Raw genomic sequence first — 25,470 nt, forward strand, 5'->3', positions numbered from 1 at the left:
CCCAACCGGTAACAACGACTGATTGGGGCATTTTCGGCGAAATATTCACTAGCGGGAAAGGATAAGGTGAATACCAAAACCGGCGAACAATACTCCCGCCAACCCATCAATCCATTTGGATAACCGCTGATAGCCTCGGCGCATGACCGGTAGAGCAAACACGCAAGCCACCACGCTAAACCAGACAAAGGTTTCAGCCACGATCAGCACGAACAAACCCCAACGCACACTGGCACTGACATCATCGCCAACAAATAGTGAGAATACACTGCCGAAATAGATAACGGCTTTTGGGTTCGAAAGATTAGTCAGGAAACCACGTAGGAACGTCCGTCCACGAGCGGGCAGCGCCACTTGCTCGTCACTTTCGATTCCATGACGTTTGGCACGAGCAGACTTCAGCAGTTGCCAACCCATCCAGCACAGATATAGCCCGCCGCCAACCATGATAATTTGATGTAACCACGCCATTTTCTGCAAGATAAGATTCAGCCCCATGAGGGCCACTCCCGCCCAGATCACAATGCCAAGGGAAATCCCTATCACGCCTTTCATCGCCTCACTACGCGATCGGCTTGCGGCCGTTTGCGAGACGAAAAAGAAGTCAGGGCCTGGGCTCATTAGTGCGACCAAGTGAACCAGTGCAACGGTCAGAAATAGCATTAGCATGGAGAGACTCTCATGACAGTAAATATGGGGCGTTAATCATCGTTGTTGTCCACATGGTCGCGGATCATCGCCATAAACGGGGCACCAAAGCGTTCCAGTTTACGTTGACCGACGCCATTGACACTCAACAGTTCGCTGGCCGTTATCGGCATCTGCTCTGCCATCTCCAGCAAGGTGGCATCATTAAACACGACATAAGGCGGAATGTTGCCTTCATCAGCAATAGATTTGCGCAGCTTACGCAATTTGGCAAACAATTTACGGTCGTAATTGCCACCATAGGATTTCTGATTGGCACTGCTGCGTACTTTCAGGCTTTGAATGCGCGGCACAGCCAATTGTAGCGGCAATTCAGCTCGCAAAACCGGACGCGCGGCCTCGGTCAGTTGTAAGGCAGAAAACTGCGCAATGTTCTGACTCAATAACCCCAGATGAACCAGTTGGCGTAAGACGCTCACCCAGTGTTCGTGGCTTTGCTCGCGACCTAAACCATACACCGACAGTTTGTCATGGCCGAATTCGCGGATACGCTGATTATTCGCCCCACGCAATACCTCGACGATATACCCGAGACCAAAACGCTGACCGACCCGATACACACAAGAAAGCGCTTTTTGTGCATCCGCCAGCCCATCGTAACGCTTAGGCGGATCAAGGCAGATATCGCAGTTACCACAGGATTGCTGTTTGCCCTCACCAAAATAGTTGAGCAACACTAACCGGCGGCAGGTTTGTGCTTCAGCAAATGCGCCCATGGCATTTAATTTATGCCGTTCGATATCTTGCTGTGCGCCTGCCGGTTTTTCTTCCAGACAGCGGCGTAACCATGCCATGTCTGCCGGGTCATACAGCAACATTGCCTCGGCAGGTAAGCCATCACGCCCCGCACGCCCTGTTTCTTGGTAATAAGACTCGATGGTGCGCGGGATATCAAAATGCACCACAAAACGAACGTTGGGCTTATTAATCCCCATGCCAAACGCAACAGTCGCCACGACGACCTGCAAGTCGTCACGCTGAAAAGCTTCTTGTACCTGTGCTCGCCGTTCGTTATCCAACCCTGCGTGGTAGGCTGCAACGCTGAGTCCGCGGCTTTGCAAACGGGCGGTGGTGTCTTCCACTTTTGCGCGGCTATTGCAGTAAATAATGCCACTTTTGCCACGTTGGTCTTGGACAAAACGCCATAACTGATCGAGCGGTTTAAACTTCTCCACCAAGGTATAGCGGATATTGGGGCGGTCGAAACTACTGACCTGAATAAGTGGCTGGTCCAGATTGAGCAAACGCACAATATCGCCACGCGTCGCTTCATCAGCCGTGGCAGTCAGTGCAACGACCGGTAAATTCGGGAAACGGTGCTTCAATTGCCCAAGGGCGCGGTACTCAGGGCGGAAATCATGCCCCCACTGGGAGATGCAATGCGCCTCATCTACCGCCAACAAAGCAGGACGCCATTGATGCAGTTGATCGAGAAAACTCTCCATCACTAGCCGTTCAGGGGCGATATACAGCAGCTTGATTTGACCCGTGCGGCAGCCATCCATCACGGCTAATTGTTGTTCGCGCGTTTGAGATGAGTTTAAGCACCCCGCGCCAACACCGTAGGCGAGCAGTTGGTCAACTTGGTCTTTCATCAGAGAGATTAGGGGCGAGACGACGAGCGTTAGCCCGTCAGTCACCAGTGCCGGAATCTGATAACACAAGGATTTCCCCCCGCCAGTGGGCATCACGACCAGACAGTCTTGCCCTGATAAAGTGGCGTTGATAATTTCTTGTTGTCCGGGCCGGAACTGCTGATAGCCGAAAGTATCTCGCAATACTTGCACTGCCAGTAATTCCCGATTTATCACTGCTGCGGTCGACACACTGTTCCCCAACTATAAGATCTGCACAGGCCGGTTAACCGGCCTGTGTCTGAAACTTTTCTAACGCCGGATGACGTTAAAGGACATCGTTCAACATGATACCCACACCCACCCGTGTTTGCCTAAAGTTATAGTCAATCATTGACTCACCATAGCCACTAAACACTTGGGTGTAGAAGCGAACATGACGCGTGATGGGATAGCTCCAACCCATTTCCGCGCCACCGAAACCGGTATTCCAGTTATAGTGACCATCAATACTGAATACGCTGTCACCCAAGGCGTAACCCACTTTCAGACGATAATAACCCATATACTTATTGATATCGGGGTTGTCATCTTTCTCATCATTTTCGGGTAGGCGGTACCAAGGTTTCAGGTCAATCTCTAAATTACCGCGCTGTGCCATCACGCGAGTATAGATCCGATCCCAGCTACGTGAAGTCGGGTCTGCCTTACCGTTAGATTGGTGATTGTAACCAAACTCCACTTCACGGAACGTCCAACCTGCCACTTCATAATCCGTGGCCCATGCCAAGAATAGCTGTGGTTCATAGTTGGTTTCACGGAATGGCGAGGATTCATCGCTATTGGACGCCTGCCACCAAGAACGTTGAGTATAAGACGCGCCCAGTAATGAGTTATCACCGAGAATGCCGCGCCAAATAGGGAAGCCTAAGCTCAACTGAAATTTAACTTCATCTTTCTTGGCATGTTCAGCCCAATCATAAGAGCTAATCGCTTCTTTATTGATATCACTGGTATAGGTATATAACAGATAGTTTGTTTCATACGGATATAGCAGGAATGGATTATCGTGATCCTGCAACATTGCAGCGATAATACTGCCACGCACTTCCGGTGCATCATGAATTTTCTCAACCTTCGCAGGTTCAGCCTGTACTAAGGTTGGAACCAGTAACAATCCTATTAATATCCGCCAAAATCTACCCATTATTATCCCCCTATCCCTTTACGAATCATTTCTATTTGTAATGAAAGCAGCTCATTCTACACGCAAATCTTATGTGGTTTCAGTATTGTTTAGATTTATGAGTTAATGAGTGGCAAGTAACGAAATAGGCGCATAAAATAAACAATCAGTTAACTTATGATGATGTTACCCAAAGGTAATATCGAAGAGAATCGCAAGCAATGTCTGTCACTCCCTTAACGTTAGATGAAGCTCGCCAGATGATTGGTGAAGTTTTTGTATATCACATGCCCTTTAACCGTGAGCTAGGGCTGAAGTTAACCCGTTTCGAGCAAGATTACGCAGAAATCACTTTCGATAATCATGACAAACTGGTGGGTAATATCGCGCAACGCATTTTGCACGGTGGCGTTATCGCCGCAGTGCTGGATGTTGCAGCGGGATTAGTTTGTGTCGGCAACAGTTTGGTTCGCCATGAACCTTTGATTAAAGAACAATTGCAAATGAAATTAGCCAAAATGGGGACCATTGACCTGCGAGTCGACTATCTACGCCCCGGCCGTGGCGAGCATTTTATCGCCAGCAGCAGTATTTTACGCAATGGCAATAAGGTCTCAGTTGCCCGTGTTGAGCTACACAATGACCAACAAATGCATATTGCCAGCGCAACTGCTACCTATCTGGTAGGCTAATTCGCTTTTCAGCGGTGATGATTCGTAGGCTGAAGTTGAGTACACTCACCGCATCTCCTTTCTTGTTCTGAGCCACATCATGGATAAACAACGAACACGTCAGGGCATCTTTTTTGCTCTGGCTGCCTATTTTATTTGGGGTATTGCGCCCGCCTATTTCAAGTTCATCCAAGAGGTGCCAGCAGATGAAATTTTGACCCATCGAATCATTTGGTCATTTTTCTTTATGCTGATTCTGCTGACGGTCAGCCGGAATTGGCCGCAAGTCCGCAGTGCCTTTCGGCACGGTAAACGGGTGCTATTACTGGCGGTGACGGCGGTATTGATCGCCAGTAACTGGCTCATCTTTATCTGGGCGGTGAACAATAACCACATGCTGGAAGCCAGCTTGGGCTATTTCATCAACCCGCTGGTGAATGTGTTATTTGGCATGCTATTTTTGGGCGAGCGCTTTCGCCGCCTCCAGTGGGTTGCTGTGTCATTAGCGTTCGGTGGCGTGTTGATCCAGCTGTGGCAGTTTGGCTCACTGCCCGTGATTGGGCTAAGTTTGGCCATCACCTTCGCGTTATATGGTTTGATACGCAAAAAACTGGGGGTTGATGCCCAAACAGGCATGTTGATTGAAACCATGTGGCTATTGCCAGTCGCGGCCATTTATCTGTTCTTTATTGCCGATAGCCCAACCAGTCACATGGGGGCAAATGCGTGGTCGCTGAACGTGCTATTGGCCGCTGCTGGGGTGATTACCACGATCCCATTACTGTTCTTCACTGCCGCCGCCACGCGCTTAAAGCTGTCGACGCTGGGCTTCTTCCAGTATCTCGGGCCAACATTGATGTTTATTCTGGCCGTCACGTTTTACGGTGAGACGATTGGCAGTGACAAGATGGTAACGTTCGCCTGTATCTGGGCGGCTCTGCTGCTGTTCACGTTGGATGCACTCTACACCCAACGTAGAAGTCGCCGCTCATAAAGCAAAACGCCCGTTGACTGAATCAGCGGGCGTTTTGTATTGGGGCCATCGTGGGGATGGTTTATCGCCAATGGCAAGTTTATAGCCGATGGAAAGCTTTTAGCCAATGGGGAGCTTTTAGCTAATGGAAAGCTTATAGCCAGTTTTTGCGTTTGAAATAGAGGTACGGCGCTAGGCCAGCAATAATCATCAAACTGATCGCCCCAGGGTAACCAAATGACCAACGCAATTCCGGCATAAACTCAAAGTTCATCCCATAGCTAGAAGCCACCAGCGTCGGCGGCAGAAAGACCACCGATACTACCGAGAAGATCTTGATGATGCGGTTCTGCTCGATATTGATAAAGCCCATTGCGGCCTGCATCAAGAAGTTAACTTTCTGGAACAAGGATTCATTGTGGGGCAGCAAGGATTCGATATCGCGCAACACTTCACGCGCTTGCTCCAACTGCCCACTCGGTAAGCGGGCTTTACGCACCAAGAAATTCAGCGCTCGCTGGGTATCCATCAGACACAATCGTACTTTCCAGCCGATATCTTCCTGTTCTGCCAACGTAGACAGCGCGGCATCATATTCATCGCCCTGCTGTCCTTCCATAATGACGCGGCTTAACGCTTCCAAATCACTGTAAATATTCTCGATTTCGTCGGCTAGCTGTTCAATTTTGGTTTCGAACAAATCCAGCAGTAACTCGTAGGCATTGCCATCCACCAGAGTCTGGTTACGGGCGCGCATGCGATACAAACGAAAAGCCGGTAATTCACGTTCACGCAGGGTATAGAGGCGACCATCACGAATAGTAAAAGCCACAGTTGAGTTGCCAGCATGGTCTTCCGCATCTTCGTAATAGAAGAAGGAGTGAATATGCAAGCCATCCTCATCTTCAAAGAACCGCGCAGAGGCTTCGATATCATCCAGCTCGGGGCGGGTCGCCAAGCTCTGCCCTAACTCACACTGGACACGCTCACGCTCTCCCTCTTCTGGCTCGACTAAATCGACCCAAAGTGAGGTGGTCAGATCATCTGATTCATCCAGCTCCAAACGGGATAAGCGATTGTTACTTAATTTAAATGCGCTCAGCATGTGCCAAAACTCCCTTAGGGTGATGGATAGGGATAACGCATTGAAGCACAGAAACCAGTCAGTATTGAGAGAAATACTCTATGTTTCAGACCATAAGGAGATCTGACTCACAGCGACAGCTTAGCGGGGTCGCTGACAACCACGAAGGCTATCAGCAGAAGGAGGATAGCCTTAGAAGTTGCACCTGATGCACAGATTATTGAGCCAGTATCTACTGGGTGTGTCCAAGGCGAATGTCCTCATCTAGAATAGTGCGCGCATGTTACGCCGAGAAGAAAAAGACTGTCAACAGAGTGTTAGGAATTCTGCCCCGTTCATGCTGATATTGCTGAATATCACAACCGCATGATGCCAACAGGCGTCTAGGATAAGCACCCTCCATATAGAAAAACTTGGTATGGCAGTCACAAAAATTTAATGGGAAATGAGGGACAGAAAGTCGTCAGCAAAACCGGTGTTAAGACTTCACTCCAGTAATAACGCTGAAATCGCTAAAGGTGGGTAATATCTCGATATCGCAAAAACCCGGAATCTGAAGCATTTGCTTCATTTCTGAATGAGCGTATTTTTTCCCTTGGCTCCAACTCAACAGTGCAGCATTAAATCCAGCGACCGTCAGTGGTCCGGGCTCACTATCATTAAATAACATTTCATGAACAATGATTCGGCCCCCACGCGGTAGAGCTTTACAATAATAATAGTTAGTGAATTAATTCCCGTGGAAATAGGGTGAATTAATGTTCAAGAGACAGGCCTCATGTTCGATTGATTTGTCACTAGCACATGATGTTTAAGCTAACTTATCAATGACAGCTAAAACTATACTCACATCGTTGCTATCTGCGCTTTGTTGTTTTTTATTAGCATGATGATCAAAAAAAACCGAAGCCATGACTGACTTCGGTTTTGCGTATCCTGTATGACTATTTAGTCGATTATTACGCCAAATTCCTATACAGGCTTTCCCATTGGTGTTGGTAAGAATATTAGCGTTTTATTTTTTTAAACTGCCTGGTCGTGTCCGTCAGTGCAATTTCTGTCGGTAAACGTTCCATCGAACTGGCACCGTAGAAACCATCACATTGCGGGCAGTTATCCATAATATATTGTGCGTCTTCCGGTGTAGAGATTGGCCCGCCGTGGCACAACACAATCACATCGTCACGTACCGCTTTGGCCGCTGCGGCCCATTCGTTAATTAAAGGTACGCAATCCGCGAGTTTGAGCGCAGTATCTGCACCAATATTGCCGCCGGTGGTCAAGCCCATATGAGGAACAATAATATCGGCACCTACTTGCGTCATGGCAATAGCATCTGCGGCGCTAAAAACATAGGGTGTCGTCAGCAGATCTTTTTCATGGGCTAGACGGATCATGTCCACTTCCAAGCCGTAACCCATGCCGGTTTCTTCCAGATTGGCGCGGAAGTTACCGTCGATTAAACCGACAGTTGGGAAGTTCTGTACGCCAGAAAAACCCAAGTCTTTCAGTTGGTCGAGGAAGTGGTCAAATTGGCAGAATGGATCCGTACCATTCACCCCAGCCAGTACTGGCGTGTTTTTCGCCACTGGTAGCACTTCTTTGGCCATATCGACCACAATGTCATTGGCGTTGCCGTAGGCCAACAATCCGGCTAGCGAACCACGGCCCGCCATACGATAGCGGCCTGAGTTATAAATAACGATGAGATCAATCCCACCAGCCTCTTCACATTTGGCCGATAGCCCTGTTCCCGCACCGCCACCAATGATAGGTTCACGGCGAGCGATCATTTCCCGAAATTTGGCCAAGATGGCCTGGCGTTGAAATTTTGGCATTTGCTTCTCCACATTAAACTGGCCCTATAAGGATGGGCTCTTTGCAATTTCTTTAAAGTTCTCGACCGCAGCTTGTGCGAACTGAGGGTCATTAATATTGTATGGATAACGGACCAAGCGGCGTTTATCGGTCTGAACGACTGTTGTTTCCAGCGTATGGATAAAGGCATTCAGCGCCTTTTCATCCCAGAAAATTTGGCCAGGTGCATCCAGTGCAGAGAACCCCCTTCGGGGATTAAGAAGCGTACCTCTCCTTGGCAACGATTTAGCTTCTCGCCAATCCAGCGTGCCATTTGAATATTTTCTTGCTCGGTGGTGCGCATCAACGTCACCTGCGCATTGTGCTTATAGAACAAGCGGTCGGCATATTTAGCCGGAATGGTGGTTGGGCTACCGAAGTTAACCATATCCAACGCGCCGCATGACCCGACGTAAGGAATTTCACTATAGGCAATGGCATCGAAGCGATCTGGGCCGCACGCCAATACGCCATCAAATAACAGATCGCAGACTTCTGTCGTCGTGAGATCAAGGGCACCCGCTAGCAAGCCACTTTCAGCCAGTTTTTCCATGGCTTTACCGCCGCTACCCGTCGCGTGGAACACAAGACAGTCATACTCTGTTGATAATGCGGCACTGACCGCCTGAATACACGGAGTGGTCACGCCGAACATGGTCAAGCCCAGTGCGGGTTTGTCCTCGACTGGCGATTCTTCTTTGGCGAAATAAACCGCACCCGCAATTTGGTGAGCGGCATTGCTCAATACCCGCCGAGAGATACGATTTAGGCCGGCGATGTCAGTTACGGAATACATCATGGCAATATCGCTGGCACCGATGTAGCCAGAAACATCACCGGACGCCATGGTTGAAACCATCAGCTTAGGAATACCAATAGGTAAGCTTTGCATTGCCGGTGTGACGAGCGCCGTCCCGCCGGAGCCGCCCAATCCTAAGAGAGCGGCGACATCATCACGGCTAGCAATGAACCGTTCGAAAGCGGTCGCCATGGCACTGATCGCCCGACCTCTATCACCACAAAATACCGCCTGACGCCCCTCTGGGTGATGGCTTGCCACCGTCTCAGCCGTGATATCCGCGCCACCGTCACGTATGCCTTCTTTCGTCGATAAATCAACCGTAACGGTTGTTAGCCCGGTGGCTTTAATCAATGCGCTGACATAGGCCAGCTCTTCGCCTTTGGTATCTGTGGTAGTCGCAATAAAAATATGACGAGGCATCTAAACATCCTTCTATGAATGCGGAATGTCGCAAGAATTGTCAGCAGCTCACTTTATTTGGACGCTTATTCTTTTACTTACCGACGAACGACTATTTAGTGACGAACCATTATTTAGTGACGAACAAAGCAGCGAACTGGTTAAGATGGAATCATATTGAGACTAGAGTATCATTTCCGCAAAGTCTAATGACCGAATATGAGACTACAGTCTCAAAATTAATTTTTACGTGAAAGGCTTTCATAGAGATTTGTGCAGACGGTTTGTTATAGTGGGCCCAAAGACGATCTGTAGATTCTGGAGTGACCGTGAAACATCAGGATAAGCAAGACAACGCCTCTCCACCTTTAACTGGCACCAAGGCCAGAACCCAGCGGTTACTGATCGATACTGCAATGGCGATGTATGAACAAGGCGCATTTCCGTCGATCACCGAAGTCGCCATTGCTGCCCAACTTTCCCGAGCGACGGCTTATCGCTATTTTCCGACGCAAAGTGCACTGGTTTCGGCCATGGTCGATGAAAGTCTCGGCCCTATATTGGCATGGCAACCGACACAACCGGATGCGAGGCAACGCATTGCTGAATTACTCTCTTTTGCTTATCCGCGCATGTTGCAACATGAGGGTGTGTTACGTGCCGCACTGCATTTGTCGTTGCAGCAATGGGCTGATAACAGAAGCAATCCGAACAATGAAGAGAAGTTGGTCCGTGGTAATCGTAAGCGGTTGTTAAAAATGGCGGTCGAGCCATTGGAAGGGAAATTGTCGCCGGAAGCTTTGCAACGGGTGGTTTATGCTTTTTCGTTAATTTACGGTTCAGAAGTGTTTATGGTGCTGAAAGATATTTGGCATTTGGATGACGCGGGTATTCAGGATGTGACCCAGTGGATGGGGAAAGCTATTTTGTTGCAAGCTGAAACCGATGCCAAACAAGCGGCTCAAGGCGAATCAGAACCGCTAACACCGCGATGAGTTCAAGGCAGCAAACGAACAAGTCCCGATGAACTGACACTAGTCAGTGATTCGGGCGCGTGAGTGCCGCTAACAACGCTGCGGCGTCAAGACCGAAGGGTTTACCCAAAATCATTGCCGTTGCAGCTAGGCAGCAAACGAACAAGTCCCGATGAGCTGACACTAGTCAGTGATTCGGGCGCGTGAGTGCCGCTAACAACGCTGCGGCGTCAAGGATGAAGGGTAAACTTAGACAGCTTCAAGCCTTGCATACGCCGCCACCAACCACTTAATCCCCTCACCTGGGAACGCCACTTGCAACCGACTATGTTCACCGCTACCTTCCAAATTAACGATGGTGCCTTCACCAAATTTAGGATGGCGCACACGCTGGCCCAATGAAAAGCCGCTGTCGTTCTCATTCATTGGCGTGCCCATACTACGGTGGTTCACAGGGCGTGAGACTGTCGCACGCAACCGGACTTCTTCAACGCACTCTTGCGGCAATTCGCCGATAAAACGAGAAGGACGATGATTAACTTCTTTGCCGTACAGCCGGCGGCTTTCGGCATAACACAGTGTCAGTTTTTGCATCGCACGCGTCACACCAACGTAAGCCAGCCGACGCTCTTCTTCCAGCCGCCCGCCTTCATCCAACGACATCTGGCTCGGGAACATCCCTTCTTCCATGCCCACGATAAAGACTTGCGGGAACTCCAACCCTTTCGCTGAGTGGAGAGTCATTAATTGCACCGCATCCTGATAAGCGTCTGCTTGCCCCTCGCCTGCTTCTAAGGCCGCATGAGAGAGGAACGCTTGCAGTGGCATCAGATCCTGATCTTCATCCTGATAACTGTATTGGCGAGTCGCATTGACCAGCTCTTCAAGGTTTTCAACGCGCGCTTGGCCTTTCTCGCCTTTTTCCTGCTCGTACATCGACCATAAACCAGAGTCACGGATAACGCGGTCTGTTTGGACATGTAAAGGCATATCGGCGGTTTCATGCGCCAGTGAGTCGACCAACTCGACAAAACGTTGTAGTGCAGAAGCTGCGCGGCCTGCCAGTACCTTTTCCTGCAACAAGGCACGAGTGGACTGCCATAAAGTCAACTGACGGTCACGGGCCGTTTGGCGCACCACATCGAGTGTGCGATCACCGATACCACGAGTTGGCGTGTTGACCACGCGTTCAAAGGCGGCATCATCATTGCGATTAGACACTAAGCGCAGGTAAGCCAGCGCATCTTTGATTTCCTGACGTTCGAAGAAGCGCTGGCCACCATAGATGCGGTACGGCATGGCAGTTTGCAGTAAGGCTTCTTCCAATACGCGCGATTGGGCGTTGCTGCGGTATAAGATGGCGCAGTCATTGAGCGCGCCACCATTGTCCTGCCAAGCGCGAATGCGGTTAACCACAAAGCGGGCTTCATCCAGCTCGTTAAACGCGCAATAGATTGAGATGGGCTCGCCTTCGCCCCCTTCGGTCCACAGGTTTTTCCCCATGCGACCTTCATTATGGGCAATCAGGGCGTTCGCTGCGGTCAGAATATTACTGGTTGAACGGTAATTTTGCTCCAAACGAATGGTCTCTGCGCCGGGGAAATCGTTCAGGAAACGTTGGATATTCTCGACCTGCGCCCCGCGCCAGCCATAAATTGACTGGTCGTCATCGCCGACGATCATCACATTCGCGCGATCCCCGGCCAGCAGACGAATCCATGCGTACTGGATGTTGTTGGTATCTTGGAACTCATCCACCAGAATGTTGGTAAAACGTTCGCGGTAGTGGTTCAGAATATGGGGTTTGTTGAGCCAGAGTTCATGGGCGCGTAGCAACAGTTCGGCAAAATCCACCAACCCTGCACGGTCACAGGCTTCCTGATAGGCCTGATAAATGCGCAGCCAAGTGGCTTCAACTGGATTACCATAACTTTCAATGTGCTGGGGGCGTAGCCCTTCGTCTTTTTTGCCGTTGATGTACCACATGGCCTGACGCGGCGGCCACTGTTTCTCATCTAAATTCAACGCTTTAATCAAGCGCTTTAATAAGCGCAACTGATCATCGCTGTCCAGAATTTGGAAATCTTGCGGTAGATTGGCGTCCAGATGGTGAGCACGCAGTAAACGGTGTGCCAGCCCATGGAAAGTGCCGATCCACATCCCGCCCTGACTGGTGCCTATCAGATGTTCGATACGGTGGCGCATTTCTGCCGCCGCTTTATTGGTGAAGGTGACCGAGATAATGGAATACGGTGAGGCGTTTTCTACCGACAGTAACCAAGCGATACGATGCACCAGCACACGGGTTTTTCCGCTGCCCGCACCGGCCAATACCAACAGGTTGCAGCGTGGCGCAGCCACGGCTTCGCGTTGTTTTTCATTCAGGCTGTCGAGCAGATCAGAAACGTCCATAGGCACCGTTTATCGGGTAAGGGAAGCGGGCAAAATCACCGTTTTCGGGATGTTTTGCCACCATTCCACTGTGAATTTATACAGAGTTATTGCAGGGGATTATAGCAATGCTGTCAGGGAAGCCAACTGCGAAATCTCAATATGTGGCAATAATCGGCTATCACTGGCGGTCATCAGGCTTTGTTGACGGTCATTAATCCAGCATGCCTGCATGCCGCAGCGCAGAGAACCTGCCACATCCGTGGTCAAATCATCGCCAACATGCAGGATATTTTTCAGTGGGATATCGAGATGATTTGCCGCTTTATGGTACATATCGCGGAACGGCTTGGCACGGCCATGGGGGCCGGATCGCAATACAAACTGAAAATAGTTATCGAGGCCGCAAGCTTTTGGGTCGGCATTGCCGTTAGTGATTGCCACCAGCGGATAATGTTCCGCAAGTACGCTCAGGGTGTCATGGGTTTCTGACGGTACATAAATCCGGCTACGCCAAAGTGCAAAGTTCTCCATGGCAGCATCGGCCCCAGATTGCGCCTCTGACTTGCTCAAACCGTGGCGCATCAAACCCAGTTCGATGGCATGCCAGCGCCACTGAGTCACATCGTGATAAATGTCTGGATCTTGCGCCAGTAACTCACTGCGAAAACGTTGGAAATCCGCAGGTTGCAACTGCGCTAAATTGGGATGGTACTGCTGTAAAAAAGCCACTGATTCTTGTTCAGTACGGGTAATAACCGGCCGATTGTCATACAGCGTGTCATCCAAATCGAAGGTAATGGCGGAAATACGCTCAAGTGGACGATAAAAATGCATCAGGATTTGCCTCGTTTGGCCCGTGGATGAGCAGCATCATACACTGTCGCCAGATGTTGAAAGTCGAGATGAGTATAAATTTGTGTGGTAGTCAGATTGGCATGACCCAGTAACTCTTGCACTGCGCGCAGATCGCCGCTGGATTCCAGCATGTGGGTGGCGAATGAGTGGCGCAGTTTATGCGGGTGAATATGGCTACTGACGCCCTGCTTCACGCCCCACTCTGCAAAGCGTTTTTGCACATTACGCGCTGAAATTCGCTTGCCCGTGTTGGCTAAGAAGATGGCATCATCTTGCGGCTCGAACAATTCACGCAGCGCCAGCCAGTGATTCAACCAAGTCACCGCCGTTTTACCGATCGGCACTTTGCGCTCTTTGCTGCCTTTCCCCATCACCCAAACTTCACCGCTGGCCAAATCCACGTGCTTGCAGTTCATGCCAACCAGTTCAGAGAGACGCAGCCCCGCGCCATACATCACTTCCAGCATCGCACGATCACGTACTGCCAACGGGTCATTGAGATCGATATCCAGCAGTTTATCCACTTCATCGACATCAATATTCTTTGGTAGATGGCGGCCAGCACGCGGCGTACTGACCCCTTTCGCTGGGTTAGCGATTAACACACCTTGGCTGACAAGCCAATTGAGAAAACTGCGCAACGCCGAGAGCCGCAATGCCAGACTGGAGGCGTGCAAACCGGCACGTTTACTGCGGGAAACCAGTGAGCGAACTTGCACAGCATCCAGTGTTTGCCAGTGTGCTAACCCCATTTGCTCGCCCATTTCCATGAGCGCCTGTAATTGGCGTTGATAGCTGGTGATAGTCAGTGGGCTAAGCTGACGCTCCACTTTAAGATAGCGCAGGAAAGCCTCTACCTGTGGGGCAAGTGAGGCGCTGAATTCGGTCATGCTGGCTCTATCCAGCGCTCCAGCAGGCTTGGCAATAACATGGATAACTGACTCAGCATCACGGTACCCATGCCTTGCTGATAGTGCTGTGTATCGCGGCTGCTAAAGATAACCACACCCAAATCGCCCTCTTTACCCAGCAATGACAGTGCCACAGAGCCGACCTGTTTTGCCTGAGGCAATAACAGCAGCAATTCTGGCCCATTTAAGCTGCCGAGATAATGATTTTCACTACCTAACCGTTGAATGCGCAGTGGTTCGAAAGCATGGCGAGACAGCCCTAGATGAGCGAAATCAGAGGGTGCGCCGATGTGCCAACGGTCGTTAAACAACCGAATATTGGCACCGCTTAGCCCGAACTCTCTGGCCCAACGTTGCAAGCGATTGAGCATATCTTGCAAGCTAGTGGCGGCTGCTAAATGGCTTTGTAGTTGCAGCAAACGGTTGAACAGCACTTCGTTCAAGCCAGCTTGTTCCATCAACAAGGTGATTTCTTCTTCCAACTGGCCAATCTGATTACGCTGCCGCCCCAGTTGCCACTCTACCAGCGAGACACTGCCTCGAACCGGATGAGGGATATGCATCTGTTCGACCAGACGGGCATTGCGGATAAAGAAGTCGGGATTTTGCAATAAGTACTGCATGACAGCATCGTCATCTAACTCGATGCCCGCTAACGCCTGCTCCTCATAACTTTTCATGTCACACCCGTCATACTTCATTACCTGTTATCAATAGTTATAGATGGATGAATCCATCATATACATGGGTGGCTGGCCCCGTCATATACAGCGGATAGCCTGGCCCTTTCCAACTGATATGTAAACTGCCGCCCGGCAGTTCTACCGTGACATCCTCATCCAGCAGTGATTGCTGGATACCGACCGCGACGGCAGCACAAGCCCCGCTGCCGCAAGCTTGGGTTTCACCCGCACCGCGTTCATACACCCGTAGACGGATACTTTCGCGGCTAACCACTTGCATAAACCCAATATTAGCCCGTTCAGGGAAACGCTCATGGCTTTCTAATACGGGCCCCAGCAACGCAACATTGGCGACCGAAACATCCTCTACCTGTAGCACACAGTGGGGATTACCCATCGACACCACACCGCATAATACCGTTTGTTCCGCCGCACGGAAAATATAGGTTTTCTCCGCTTTAGTGGCGCGGAAAGGAACGGCTTGCGGGTCAAAATTGGGTTCGCCCATATTCACGCACACCAATTCATCTTCCGTGACACTCAATACCATACGGCCAGTTTGGGTACTGACACGGATATCACGTTTATTAGTTAAGCCTTTTAGCCGGACAAAACGAGCAAAACAGCGTGCACCATTGCCACACTGAGCAACTTCACTGCCATCGGCATTAAAAATACGATAGTGAAAGTCCAGTTCAGGATCGTAAGGCGGTTCCACCACCAACATCTGGTCAAAGCCCACGCCAGTGTGCCGGTCTGCTAATCGACGGATTAACTCCGGCGAAAAGTAAACATTTTGGGTAACTGCATCGACAACCATAAAGTCGTTGCCAAGACCGTGCATTTTGGAGAACTGCATCTCATACTCCGCTGTCTTTCATTTTATTTCTGGCTACATTCGGTACTGGCAAAGCTCGGTACTGACATTATCTGGCGGCGATGAGGTTAATCACTGGGGCCCGGCAATGGTCTGGCTCTGTTTAGACCCTGATAAATCTTGCTGATTGCGTTCTATCTGGCCACTATCAGGTTGTGTCGTTTCTGTTTTTGGTTTGTCTGCCGGTGGAAAGTATAACGGGCCTTTCAGGCCACAACCGGATAGCGCGAGTACCATCATCGCCACCAGCGGCCAACATAGTTCTTTTTTCATTTTTAACGCCTGTAAATTGTTTTAGCGCATTAATGCCTGTGATTCATGCGCCCAAGGTCTCTATAATCGCAGGTGGATCATGAAAAGCAATAGGAATTGAATATGAACGATACCGAGTTTCATCAGTTAGCCGATCAATTGATGCTTTGCATTGAAGAAACACTGGATGCTTTTAGCGGTGATAGCGATATCGATTATGAAACCAATGGCGGGGTGATGACCCTGACGTTTGAGAATGGCAGTAAGATTGTCATTAATCGCCAAGAGCCCTTACATCAGGTGTGGCTGGCGACCAAAGCGGGTGGCTATCACTTTGATTATCGCGATGGTCACTGGTATTGCTCACGCAGTGGCGCAGAGTTTTTTGCCCAGTTATCCGAAGCCGCCACTACGCAAGCGGGCGAAGAGGTGAGTTTTAGCGAGTAAACACGCAGCGAATACAGGCGCAGCCAGTAAACGCATCCCGATGAGCTGACTCAAGTCAGTGATTCGGGTAAGTGAACGCAGCTAACACCCCTGCGGCTTCATGAAGGGGTACCCCAAAGCCATTGGAGTCGCAGGTAGGCAGCAAGTAAACGCATCCCGACGCGCTGACTCAAGTCAGTGATTCGGGTAAGTGAATGCAGCTAACACCCCTGCGGCTTCATGAAGGGGTACCCCAAAGCCATTGGAGTCGCAGGTAGGCAGCCAGTAAACGCATCCCGATGAGCTGACTCAAGTCAGTGATTCGGGTAAGTGAACGCAGCTAACACCCCTGCGACTTCAAGGGCGAAGGGGGGGAGCGTTAATGCAACTGAAACTGCTGCTGCACCGGCAAACTCACCTCTTTATCAGCAATATACAGGTGAGATAACGTATTGCTGCGGAAAGGAATAACCTGTGTGCGGCCATCTAGCTGCACAATTTGATAGAACTGCGGCAGGTTAAAGTTGATAAAGCTGGAGCCGTAAGTAAAACGATCGTGAGACGACGAATAGAAGCGGCTGACGTCGCGCACTAACTCCTCTTTACTCCCTTCACAATGGTGATAAACCTCAACGCGGTTTGACTCATCCAAAATATAAATGTTAAAGCCTTTTTCATCTACGGTACCTTCGAAGAAGAATTGAATGATCCCTTCGCTGGCAAAACCGTCCACCACCGGCGGCAGATGAACTTGATCGGTTTCGACCTGAATCGATAACCCATGCAGTTTGTTATTAGAAATAGCGCCGTAAAATTCGACCGCATTCTCTAACTTCTGAACTGAAACGCTCAAGCGCTCGAAGAATAGCCCCCATGTTTGGCCGGAAACACGTACCGCTTTGAAACGGCCTGGTTCCTGGCGGGTGCTGGATAAGCGCAGCTCCACACATTCAGACACGAGTTGTTGGATTCGAGTGCGAATCAAACCACGTAAATGCTGGCTATAGCAGAATACATCCACCGATTCTGGCGGCGCGGCATCCTGATGCATTTTACCCAAGATGGTTTTCAGCGCTTCCAATACCGCTTGTTCACCACTGAAATGCAAGGTACGCACTTCATTCCATGAGTTGCGGTAGAGCAAATCGATACTGCCGACCAAGCATTGCTGCTGTTCACCAAAGCTGAACACATCTAGCTTACGGAAATCAAAATGCACCACCTGATTGCGGAAAGCCGCTGTCGGATCATGTTCTAGATTAACGATAATGGCTAAGTGGCGAATCTCGCACGGGCTGTACAGTGCTTTCGGCGTTGGCGCAGGTAAACGCAGCGGGAAATGGTGAGAGATATCTGTCACCAATTCTTGCAGTTTCACGGTGTTACACAAATCGGCGCTTTTCATGTGCAACCGCGTCTTGCTGGTCAATAAGCCGTTAAAGTAGGCCCATGACACTAATTTGTTCAGGTAGCGGTTATATTCCAGCGGTTGATGACTGACAATGGCATCCATGGACGGTGCTTGATTGTATAAATACCAACCTGGGCGATTCGCGCGCCCCGCCGGAACATGAATAAAGGTCAGGTGTTCTTCCGAAAGATCGGGCGATATTTGCGGGTTAACCAGCGTCACTTTGCCCGGTAAGGCTTCGAAGGCTGCATAGAGTTTACGGGTTAGAACCCCGATATCTTGCGGACTAGCACTAACACTCAGGTTGTTGCGGCGCGCAAAGCGAATCAAGTTACGATAACTCTGCATCATCGCATCCAACAACTCGTTATGCGCTTCACGTACCCGCTCAATCTTCCAATTAGCGCGATTATCCAGCACAGCCAGACTCTCATCGCTCCAGCCCCACTCACTGACTAATTGGCCGAGGATTTCACGCCGCCAGCCGACACTTGCGGGGGTGCGAGACAATTTTTCGCAGACTTTCAGATAGAAGCAGCGGCGGACTAAGTTCAGCCGTGTGGTGTCATTGATTTGCGTCAGGTAGCGAGTGACGCGATCAAGCATCATGCAATAAGCATCAAGACCGAAGGCGACGATTTCACCGGCATGGAGACGTTGTTTGATTTCCATCGCCAATAATTGGGAGTTAGGGTATTCCCAAGAATAGGCTTCAAGCAGCAAGGTTTTCAGCACCGCTTTATACGGTGAATCGATACTTTTATAGAGCTGCCACAAGCTGGCACCGAAATACTCTTCAGCTGACAGGGTGCTTAAACCGCCCAGGTCCAGCCATTCATTCGGTGTTAATACGCCCTGTGCATAGAGCGACAGTACGTAATCATCGTAATTATTTTCTTCTTCGATAGGGACCATATTCCACAGAATACGTTTCCCTGCCAGACGAACCGCACTGCGGTAAAATTCATCCAGCAGTAAAATATGCTGGGTCGAGCCACAATCTTCACCGCCCAAACTGCCACTGGCGTTATGGCGGAAACGGTTTTCATCTATCAGGAAGAAGCTAACTTCAACGCCCATTGATGCGGCCCACTTTTCTAGTAGGCTGCATTTTTGCTGTAGGCGATGGCGCTCGTCAGAATCGAGCCAAGCCTGATGACACACCCACACATCCAGATCCGAGGTATGACACTGCCCGATGGATGACGTACTCCCCATCGAATAGACACCTGTAATCGGTAATTCACCGCCGACACTCTGCTCCAGAGGCGCGCCCCACTTGGCTTCAACCTCAGACAGATAATCCTGTTGCGTTTCATTAGGCGTGAACATGCAGATGCCATGGGGAACGTTACCATCAAGGTAGCCCGGCATCAGTGGGTGATGACTATGTAGTAGGGTCGGTAGCAGACTGTAAACCTTTTGGAAGGCTGGCCCCATGGCCGCCAAGGCGCGATCGACTCGTAATTGGTTGATCGCATCCAGTCGCTGTTTCAGTGTCTCGATGTAGAGGTACAAGACGTCTCGCCTGATTGTTCCGGTGCTTAGAAAGAAACCCGTGTCCCAGATTCGTTTGTTGTTTATTTGTCATTCGCTCAAAAAAATGTACTTTTTGTTGAAATGATCAAAAAACATGTTTGTTTGAAGAATATTTAACGAATTATTGCTGGAAACGTGATCAATCTAACACCTTGCTGATTGACCGTAAAGAAAGTAAAGCTATCCCTACAATTATAACGTCTCTTTCTGACTAAAATCATTCACATTGCAACAAGGCAAAAACGAATGAACTTCAGCAAAAGCCGCTGACAACGCAGCAATGCGCGAAAGAAAGGTATCAAACCCTTATCCCGCTACGCATTTGTTACAATAGTTGCTTTCTTGTACTCTTAGCCGCCTCTTCATGTGGCTCCCGCACTGACACTCTTCATCGGTCAATGGTAGGATGGGCCACAAAATATAAAAACGGTAACAAGCAATGTTAGACAATATTATTCGAATTGCCACGCGACAAAGCCCGCTCGCCTTATGGCAAGCACATTATGTTCAAGACTTATTGCAAGCGAATCACCCCGGCCTGCGTGTTGAGCTGGTTCCGATGGTCACTCGTGGGGATATTATTCTGGATACGCCTTTGGCGAAAGTTGGCGGCAAAGGTTTGTTTGTCAAAGAGTTAGAGCTTGCCTTACTGGAAGGGCGAGCGGATATCGCCGTTCACTCCATGAAAGATGTGCCAATTGCGTTCCCTGAAGGTTTAGGCCTGGTCACTATTTGCGAGCGTGATGACCCGCGCGATGCTTTTGTCTCACCGAATTACGCCCATTTGGATGAACTCCCTGCTGGCAGCATTGTTGGCACTTCCAGCTTGCGTCGTCAGTGCCAATTACGCGAACGTCGGCCTGATCTCATTGTTCGCGACCTGCGGGGCAATGTCGGTACTCGCCTTGCCAAGTTGGATAACGGTGATTATCACGCCATTATTCTTGCTGTCGCAGGTCTTAACCGCCTCGGGCTGGAAACACGTATTCGCTATGCTATGCCTGCCGAAGAATCATTACCGGCAGTCGGTCAAGGTGCCGTGGGGATTGAATGCCGCTTGGATGATAATGTTACCCGCCAGCTATTGGCTCCCCTGAATCACCGCGCCACTGAATTACGCGTGCTCGCCGAACGCGCCATGAATACGCGCCTTGAAGGCGGTTGCCAAGTCCCTATTGGCAGTTACGCTGAATTGGAAGGCAACGAATTGTGGCTCCGTGCCTTAGTCGGCGCACCTGATGGTAGCGAGATTATTCGTGGTGAACGCCGAGGCCCAGCAAATCAGGCAGAACAAATGGGGATAGAGCTGGCTGATGAGCTGCTTTCACGCGGTGCGCGCGAAATATTGGCTGATGTTTATCAGGATAACCCTCCACTATGACTATTCTGGTGACCCGCCCCTCTCCGGCTGGGGAGCAGTTAGTCAGTCGCCTGCGTGCGCTGGGCCGGGTTGCCTATCATGCTCCGTTGATTGATTTTTCACCCGGTCATGACCTGCCTAAATTGCCGGCATTGTTGCAAGAAATGCAGGCAGGTGACTTGGTTTTTGCGTTATCGCAAAACGCCGTCCGCTATGCTAACCCGCTGTTAAAAAGAAATAACCTGTCATGGCCGACACAGTTATCTTATTATGCTATTGGTCGTGGCACGGCGTTGGCACTGCATACCGCCAGCCGTTTGCATGTCACGTTTCCCCCCATGGGTGAAACGAGTGAGATGCTGCTATCATTGCCTGATCTGCAAAAACTGTCGGGCAAAAAAGCGCTGTTGTTACGCGGGAATGGTGGACGAGAGTTATTGGGCGAAAGCCTAGCGCAGCGAGGTGCAGCGGTCACCTTCTGCGAATGTTATCAACGCAGTCCGATATTTTATGATGGCAGTGAACAAAGTGCTCACTGGCAACGCGCTGGCGTCAATATTCTGGTGGTGACCAGCGGCGAAATGTTACAACAGATCTATACTTTAGTTCCTGATTACTATCGTTCTTCCTGGTTACTACGCTGCCGCTTAGTGGTGGTGAGTGATCGTTTGGCTACCTTGGCTGCCCAAATGGGTTGGAGTGATATCAAGGTGGCAGAGAATGCTGATAATGACGCGCTGATCCGCGCGCTACAAGACCTAAAACATACCTAAACCTGACTATGGGACGCCCAATATGACGGAACAAAATACCCCATCCGCACCAGTGGAAGAGACAACCACTGCGGTTGAGAGGCACCAACAGCCAGCACCTGAAGAGCGCCGAGAAAAACGTACCGGCCCAATTCTGGGGGCAATTGCAATTGCATTGGCCATCGCGCTGGGGGCAGGGCTTTATTATTACGGACAGCAACAGGCCCAGTTACAGGATGCGGCAACACTGGCGCTACAAGAACAACTGGCTGAACTGAAACAGAGTCAGTTACAAGAGAAACAGCAGCTTGAGTCATTGTTACAACAGCAAGGTAAAGCATTAGAAGCGGCTGACCGCCAACAAACCTCACTGATTCGCCAACTTAATGAGTTGCAGGAGAAAGTCGCCACCATTTCAGGGAGTGATGCCAAAACATGGTTGTTGGCACAAGCTGATTTCCTGGTGAAGATGGCGGGTCGTAAGCTGTGGAGTGATCAAGATGTCACGACTGCAGCGACATTACTGAAAAGTGCCGATGCTAGCCTTGCTGATATGAATGACCCTAGCCTTATTGATGTTCGTCGCGCATTGACGGAGGATATCAGCACCCTTTCCGCCGTCAGTCAGGTGGATTTTGACGGTATCATTCTTAAATTAAATCAGCTTTCGAATCAGGTCGATAACCTGCGTTTAGCCGATAACAATATTGATGATTCACCGATGGATGCCGATAGCGATGAACTGTCCAGTTCCTTGTCTGAATGGCGTCAGAATTTGACCAAAAGCTGGCACAGCTTTATGTCTGACTTCATCACTATTCGCCGTCGTGATAGCAGCGCAGAACCTCTGCTCGCACCGAATCAAGATGTTTATCTGCGAGAGAATATTCGCTCACGCCTGTTAGTGGCGGCTCAAGCCGTGCCTCGCCATCAAGATGAAGTCTACAAACAGTCACTTGAAACAATTTCTACTTGGGTACGCGCCTATTTTGATGTGAATGATCCGAGTACTAAGGCGTTCTTGGATGAATTAGAAAGTCTGAGTCAGCAGTCAATTTCAATGGATGTACCTGATCAATTGAAGAGCCAGCCAATGCTGGAAAAATTGATGCAAACTCGGGTCCGTAACTTGCTAGCACAAGCGCCAGCTGCCGCTCAGGGGGAATAAGTATGCTACGAGTTTTACTGTTATTCCTCATTCTGACCGCAGGGATTGTTCTTGGTCCTATGTTGGCGGGCCATCAGGGTTACGTGTTGATCCAAACCGACAACTATAACGTTGAAACCAGTGTGACCGGTCTGGCCATCATTCTGGTGCTGGTTTTAGTCGCCTTCTTGATCGTTGAATGGATATTGCGCCGTATCTTCCGCACTGGTGCCCGTACCCGCGGCTGGTTTATGGGCCGCAAACGTACCCGTGCCCGTAAGCAAACGAAAGCCGCGCTAATCAAACTGGCCGAAGGTGATTTCAAGCAGGTCGAGAAGTTGCTGACCCGTAATGCCGATCATGCTGAGCAGCCGATGGTGAACTATCTGTTGGCGGCAGAAGCAGCTCAACAGCGTGGTGATGAGTTCCGCACCAATCAATATCTGGAGCGGGCAGCAGAAGTAGCCGATACCGATCAATTGCCGGTTGATATCACCCGAGTACGTATTCAATTGGCACAGGGGCATATTCACGCGGCGCGTCATGGCGTTGACCGTCTGCTGGATCAAGCACCTCGGCATCCAGAAGTTCTACGTTTAGCGGAACAAGCTTATCTGCGCTCAGGGGCTTACAGCTCATTGCTGGAAATTCTCCCGTCAATCAGCAAGGTTCAGTTGCATACGCCTGAAGAAATTGCCGCACTTGAGCAGCAAGCTTATATTGGCATGATGAATCAATGCATGGCGGAAGAAGGCAGTGATGGCCTGAAACGCTGGTGGAAAGAGCAGAGCCGCAAAGTTCGCAACGAGATCCCACTGCAAGTAGCATTGGCTGAGCATCTGATTGAATGTGATGATCATGAGGTCGCTCAACAAATTATTCTGGAGGGCCTGAAGCGCCAGTATGATGAACGCTTAGTGTTGCTGATCCCACGCCTAAAATCGGGTAACCCTGAGCCGCTAGAAAAATCATTGCGCCAGCAAATTAAGCAGCACGGTGCGACCCCCTTACTGAATAGCACCTTGGGTCAACTTATGCTGAAACACGGTGAATGGGAAAAAGCCCGTGAAGCCTTTGCCGCTGCGCTCGCACAGCGCCCTGATGGGTATGATTATGCATGGCTAGCAGATGCGTTGGATAAGCTGCATCGCCCAGAGGAAGCAGCACAGGCCCGTCGTGAGGGGTTGCTCTCGACCCTACGGCAGAATGGTGATTCGCTCTGATTGAGTTATTTTAGATCGACAAACCGATGGGTGCATTGAGATAGCTGACAAGGTGCCCGTTGCGGAGAGGACAAGCAGATCGTAAAGACGCCGTAAAATCATCCCTGATGGCTCGAGCCGCGCCATCCTTGGCGCGGACGCTTTACTCTTCTGCCTGTCCTCACCGCTCACGATCGAGTCATCGGTGTTGGTCAGCAGTCTAAAAGCGCCTACGGGCGCTTTTTTGTTAACTTATTATGGTCAAAAAAAACGCCTGCCATTAAGGCAAGCGTCTAAATTTTCAGGTCTACAGACAACAATGTCGGCGCCTCACTCAACGTTATGCCCGGTATGTGATGAAGATATTCAACATCGTTTACGTGGACAATAGGCACCCTAAAATCGGCTCTGCATCATCTCTGGGTTTATGAAGCCGAACTGGTTATCAAAACCAAGCTGTCATAATAAGTGAGATGAGCATCTACAGGTTAGATATTGCAGTTACCGTGCCAAATTGCGTAATCAGCTGCTATTTTATTCATAAAAAACTGAAAAACCATTTAATTAACTGATTATTAATGGTTTTATTTTTATATCTCATTTCTATACTCTCTCTCTACCCAAAGCCCCCCGTCACGATACACATCTAGTGATCTGTCGCTACAAAACGACGTTATCAGTCACCATCATTTTTATTTATATTTATCAGATGGTTGTACGTCTCCTTTTAGAGACAATGTATGAGTCGTTTGTCGTGAAAAACCAACACCAACAATTGGAGAGGATTAATTGCCGATCTTGTCAGGCTAATGGCTTAATTTGATCAAAGGGCAGCAACAAATGTTTGTGGTGTAAGAAAAACGAGTTTATGCCGTAAGAGGAACGACAACGCTGCTGTGTCGGTAGTGGCTAACAAGACAGAGTATGGGCTAGAAAGTCATGATGGCTGGCAGCAAGCGACAGGTAAGCCGATATGTCCAGTAAACAGATTTGATATCGACAAAGTACAGACGAAAAAAAACCCCGCATTGCGGGGTTTCTTTTGAAATTGGTCGGCGAGAGAGGATTCGAACCTCCGACCCACTGGTCCCAAACCAGTTGCGCTACCAAGCTGCGCTACTCGCCGATTTCTTGCTTCTTACTCTACATGGTCTTTCGACCTATGTCCATGTAAATATTAATAAAATCTACATGTTGTGTGGTGCGAAGGGAGGGACTTGAACCCTCACGTCCGTAAGGACACTAACACCTGAAGCTAGCGCGTCTACCAATTCCGCCACCATCGCATGTTCCACAAAATTTGGGGTGGCTAATGGGGCTCGAACCCACGACAACTGGAATCACAATCCAGGGCTCTACCAACTGAGCTATAGCCACCATAACTTCTTACTACAGACTTCTTACATCATAAAACTGACTTCGTACTTCATCGT

At 49.8% G+C, this 25,470-nt stretch carries 20 protein-coding genes, 3 tRNA genes and 1 pseudogene; 8 read left to right on the plus strand and 16 right to left on the minus strand.

Annotated elements, in window-relative coordinates; all coding sequences use genetic code 11:
- Window positions 1-48 precede the first annotated feature (48 nt).
- The 3 genes from rhtC to pldA all read right to left on the minus strand — a co-directional run bounded on the left by rhtC (window position 49) and on the right by pldA (window position 3,489).
- Window positions 49-669 carry a threonine export protein RhtC gene (rhtC, locus tag DA391_RS21815; RefSeq protein ID WP_108088203.1) on the minus strand — a complete coding sequence of 207 codons (621 nt, stop codon included), beginning with the start codon at window positions 667-669 and terminating at the stop codon, window positions 49-51.
- A 32-nt stretch (window positions 670-701) separates the two neighbouring features.
- On the minus strand, window positions 702-2,534 hold the full coding sequence (gene recQ, locus DA391_RS21820; RefSeq protein ID WP_019213172.1) for an ATP-dependent DNA helicase RecQ: 1,833 nt from the start codon (window positions 2,532-2,534) through the stop codon (window positions 702-704).
- A gap of 76 nt (window positions 2,535-2,610) precedes the next feature.
- Window positions 2,611-3,489: a phospholipase A gene (pldA, locus tag DA391_RS21825; protein ID WP_049608949.1), complete on the minus strand. Its 879-nt coding sequence runs from the start codon at window positions 3,487-3,489 to the stop codon at window positions 2,611-2,613.
- A gap of 200 nt (window positions 3,490-3,689) precedes the next feature.
- Here pldA and DA391_RS21830 point away from each other — a divergent pair, with 200 nt between their 5' ends.
- Both DA391_RS21830 and rarD read left to right on the plus strand, forming a co-directional pair.
- Window positions 3,690-4,160 carry a thioesterase family protein gene (locus DA391_RS21830; RefSeq protein ID WP_050083345.1) on the plus strand — a complete coding sequence of 157 codons (471 nt, stop codon included), beginning with the start codon at window positions 3,690-3,692 and terminating at the stop codon, window positions 4,158-4,160.
- A gap of 79 nt (window positions 4,161-4,239) precedes the next feature.
- Window positions 4,240-5,133, plus strand: coding sequence for an EamA family transporter RarD (rarD, locus tag DA391_RS21835; RefSeq protein ID WP_050874419.1), 894 nt, complete (start codon window positions 4,240-4,242; stop codon window positions 5,131-5,133).
- A 133-nt stretch (window positions 5,134-5,266) separates the two neighbouring features.
- Here rarD and corA read toward each other — a convergent pair whose 3' ends face one another.
- The 3 genes and pseudogenes from corA to DA391_RS21855 all read right to left on the minus strand — a co-directional run bounded on the left by corA (window position 5,267) and on the right by DA391_RS21855 (window position 9,275).
- Window positions 5,267-6,217 carry a magnesium/cobalt transporter CorA gene (corA, locus tag DA391_RS21840; RefSeq protein WP_019213168.1) on the minus strand — a complete coding sequence of 317 codons (951 nt, stop codon included), beginning with the start codon at window positions 6,215-6,217 and terminating at the stop codon, window positions 5,267-5,269.
- Window positions 6,218-7,203: 986 nt separating this feature from the next.
- A complete protein-coding gene (locus DA391_RS21850) occupies window positions 7,204-8,034 on the minus strand; it encodes a phosphoenolpyruvate hydrolase family protein (RefSeq protein WP_108088204.1) in 831 nt (276 codons plus the stop codon).
- Window positions 8,035-8,058: 24 nt separating this feature from the next.
- A pseudogene (locus DA391_RS21855) lies at window positions 8,059-9,275 on the minus strand (Tm-1-like ATP-binding domain-containing protein).
- Window positions 9,276-9,583: 308 nt separating this feature from the next.
- Here DA391_RS21855 and DA391_RS21860 point away from each other — a divergent pair.
- Complete coding sequence (locus DA391_RS21860) at window positions 9,584-10,249, plus strand: TetR/AcrR family transcriptional regulator (RefSeq protein WP_050083350.1); 666 nt, start codon at window positions 9,584-9,586, stop codon at window positions 10,247-10,249.
- Window positions 10,250-10,477: 228 nt separating this feature from the next.
- Here DA391_RS21860 and uvrD read toward each other — a convergent pair whose 3' ends face one another.
- The 6 genes from uvrD to lptM all read right to left on the minus strand — a co-directional run bounded on the left by uvrD (window position 10,478) and on the right by lptM (window position 16,221).
- Entirely contained in the window at window positions 10,478-12,640 is a 2,163-nt protein-coding gene (gene uvrD, locus DA391_RS21865) for a DNA helicase II (protein ID WP_050083829.1), read from the minus strand.
- Window positions 12,641-12,739: 99 nt separating this feature from the next.
- Window positions 12,740-13,456, minus strand: coding sequence for a 5-amino-6-(5-phospho-D-ribitylamino)uracil phosphatase YigB (yigB, locus tag DA391_RS21870; protein ID WP_050874497.1), 717 nt, complete (start codon window positions 13,454-13,456; stop codon window positions 12,740-12,742).
- Window positions 13,456-14,367 (minus strand): tyrosine recombinase XerC, encoded by a 912-nt coding sequence (gene xerC / locus DA391_RS21875; protein ID WP_108088205.1) that lies wholly within the window; start codon window positions 14,365-14,367, stop codon window positions 13,456-13,458. Before xerC ends, yigB begins: the two co-directional genes overlap by 1 nt.
- Entirely contained in the window at window positions 14,364-15,068 is a 705-nt protein-coding gene (locus DA391_RS21880; RefSeq protein WP_050083832.1) for a DUF484 domain-containing protein, read from the minus strand. Before DA391_RS21880 ends, xerC begins: the two co-directional genes overlap by 4 nt.
- Before the next feature lie 37 nt (window positions 15,069-15,105).
- The gene (gene dapF / locus DA391_RS21885) at window positions 15,106-15,930 is read right to left on the minus strand and encodes a diaminopimelate epimerase (protein WP_019213159.1); all 825 of its coding nucleotides are present in this window, start codon (window positions 15,928-15,930) and stop codon (window positions 15,106-15,108) included.
- Between the two features lie 90 nt (window positions 15,931-16,020).
- Entirely contained in the window at window positions 16,021-16,221 is a 201-nt protein-coding gene (gene lptM, locus DA391_RS21890) for an LPS translocon maturation chaperone LptM (RefSeq protein WP_050083833.1), read from the minus strand.
- Between the two features lie 102 nt (window positions 16,222-16,323).
- Here lptM and cyaY point away from each other — a divergent pair, with 102 nt between their 5' ends.
- Window positions 16,324-16,647, plus strand: a complete 324-nt coding sequence (gene cyaY / locus DA391_RS21895; RefSeq protein WP_050083834.1) for an iron donor protein CyaY — start codon at window positions 16,324-16,326, stop codon at window positions 16,645-16,647.
- Window positions 16,648-17,005: 358 nt separating this feature from the next.
- Here the strand turns inward: cyaY and DA391_RS21900 are convergent, their stop codons facing one another.
- Window positions 17,006-19,555, minus strand: a complete 2,550-nt coding sequence (locus DA391_RS21900; RefSeq protein ID WP_050083628.1) for a class I adenylate cyclase — start codon at window positions 19,553-19,555, stop codon at window positions 17,006-17,008.
- 460 nt (window positions 19,556-20,015) lie between these two features.
- Here DA391_RS21900 and hemC point away from each other — a divergent pair, with 460 nt between their 5' ends.
- From hemC to hemY, 4 genes are read left to right on the plus strand one after another with little or no spacing between them, the layout of a single operon-like run.
- Entirely contained in the window at window positions 20,016-20,957 is a 942-nt protein-coding gene (gene hemC / locus DA391_RS21905) for a hydroxymethylbilane synthase (protein WP_050083627.1), read from the plus strand.
- On the plus strand, window positions 20,954-21,709 hold the full coding sequence (gene hemD / locus DA391_RS21910; RefSeq protein ID WP_050083626.1) for a uroporphyrinogen-III synthase: 756 nt from the start codon (window positions 20,954-20,956) through the stop codon (window positions 21,707-21,709). The genes hemC and hemD overlap by 4 nt, the downstream gene beginning before the upstream one ends.
- Before the next feature lie 22 nt (window positions 21,710-21,731).
- Entirely contained in the window at window positions 21,732-22,856 is a 1,125-nt protein-coding gene (gene hemX / locus DA391_RS21915; protein ID WP_057645031.1) for a uroporphyrinogen-III C-methyltransferase, read from the plus strand.
- A 2-nt stretch (window positions 22,857-22,858) separates the two neighbouring features.
- Window positions 22,859-24,058 (plus strand): protoheme IX biogenesis protein HemY, encoded by a 1,200-nt coding sequence (gene hemY / locus DA391_RS21920; protein WP_050083624.1) that lies wholly within the window; start codon window positions 22,859-22,861, stop codon window positions 24,056-24,058.
- A 1,028-nt stretch (window positions 24,059-25,086) separates the two neighbouring features.
- Here the strand turns inward: hemY and DA391_RS21925 are convergent.
- From DA391_RS21925 to DA391_RS21935, 3 genes are all read right to left on the minus strand, one after another.
- A tRNA-Pro gene (locus DA391_RS21925) sits at window positions 25,087-25,163 on the minus strand.
- Between the two features lie 73 nt (window positions 25,164-25,236).
- Window positions 25,237-25,323: transfer RNA gene (locus DA391_RS21930), tRNA-Leu, on the minus strand.
- A gap of 15 nt (window positions 25,324-25,338) precedes the next feature.
- Window positions 25,339-25,414, minus strand: a tRNA-His gene (locus DA391_RS21935).
- Window positions 25,415-25,470 lie beyond the last annotated feature (56 nt).

It is taken from the genome of Yersinia massiliensis (assembly GCF_003048255.1).
Taxonomy (GTDB): Bacteria; Pseudomonadota; Gammaproteobacteria; order Enterobacterales; family Enterobacteriaceae; genus Yersinia; species Yersinia massiliensis_A.

What these genes read in the sequence shown, in the direction of transcription:
- DA391_RS21880 (WP_050083832.1), bottom strand. Translation starts at nt 15,068, where the DNA reads ATGAAAAGTTATGAGGAGCAGGCGTTAGCGGGCATCGAGTTAGATGAC.
- hemD (WP_050083626.1), top strand. Translation starts at nt 20,954, where the DNA reads ATGACTATTCTGGTGACCCGCCCCTCTCCGGCTGGGGAGCAGTTAGTC.
- corA (WP_019213168.1), bottom strand. Translation starts at nt 6,217, where the DNA reads ATGCTGAGCGCATTTAAATTAAGTAACAATCGCTTATCCCGTTTGGAG.
- xerC (WP_108088205.1), bottom strand. Translation starts at nt 14,367, where the DNA reads ATGACCGAATTCAGCGCCTCACTTGCCCCACAGGTAGAGGCTTTCCTG.
- hemC (WP_050083627.1), top strand. Translation starts at nt 20,016, where the DNA reads ATGTTAGACAATATTATTCGAATTGCCACGCGACAAAGCCCGCTCGCC.
- cyaY (WP_050083834.1), top strand. Translation starts at nt 16,324, where the DNA reads ATGAACGATACCGAGTTTCATCAGTTAGCCGATCAATTGATGCTTTGC.
- DA391_RS21850 (WP_108088204.1), bottom strand. Translation starts at nt 8,034, where the DNA reads ATGCCAAAATTTCAACGCCAGGCCATCTTGGCCAAATTTCGGGAAATG.
- uvrD (WP_050083829.1), bottom strand. Translation starts at nt 12,640, where the DNA reads ATGGACGTTTCTGATCTGCTCGACAGCCTGAATGAAAAACAACGCGAA.
- rhtC (WP_108088203.1), bottom strand. Translation starts at nt 669, where the DNA reads ATGCTAATGCTATTTCTGACCGTTGCACTGGTTCACTTGGTCGCACTA.
- rarD (WP_050874419.1), top strand. Translation starts at nt 4,240, where the DNA reads ATGGATAAACAACGAACACGTCAGGGCATCTTTTTTGCTCTGGCTGCC.
- DA391_RS21830 (WP_050083345.1), top strand. Translation starts at nt 3,690, where the DNA reads ATGTCTGTCACTCCCTTAACGTTAGATGAAGCTCGCCAGATGATTGGT.
- pldA (WP_049608949.1), bottom strand. Translation starts at nt 3,489, where the DNA reads ATGGGTAGATTTTGGCGGATATTAATAGGATTGTTACTGGTTCCAACC.
- dapF (WP_019213159.1), bottom strand. Translation starts at nt 15,930, where the DNA reads ATGCAGTTCTCCAAAATGCACGGTCTTGGCAACGACTTTATGGTTGTC.
- hemX (WP_057645031.1), top strand. Translation starts at nt 21,732, where the DNA reads ATGACGGAACAAAATACCCCATCCGCACCAGTGGAAGAGACAACCACT.
- lptM (WP_050083833.1), bottom strand. Translation starts at nt 16,221, where the DNA reads ATGAAAAAAGAACTATGTTGGCCGCTGGTGGCGATGATGGTACTCGCG.
- yigB (WP_050874497.1), bottom strand. Translation starts at nt 13,456, where the DNA reads ATGCATTTTTATCGTCCACTTGAGCGTATTTCCGCCATTACCTTCGAT.
- hemY (WP_050083624.1), top strand. Translation starts at nt 22,859, where the DNA reads ATGCTACGAGTTTTACTGTTATTCCTCATTCTGACCGCAGGGATTGTT.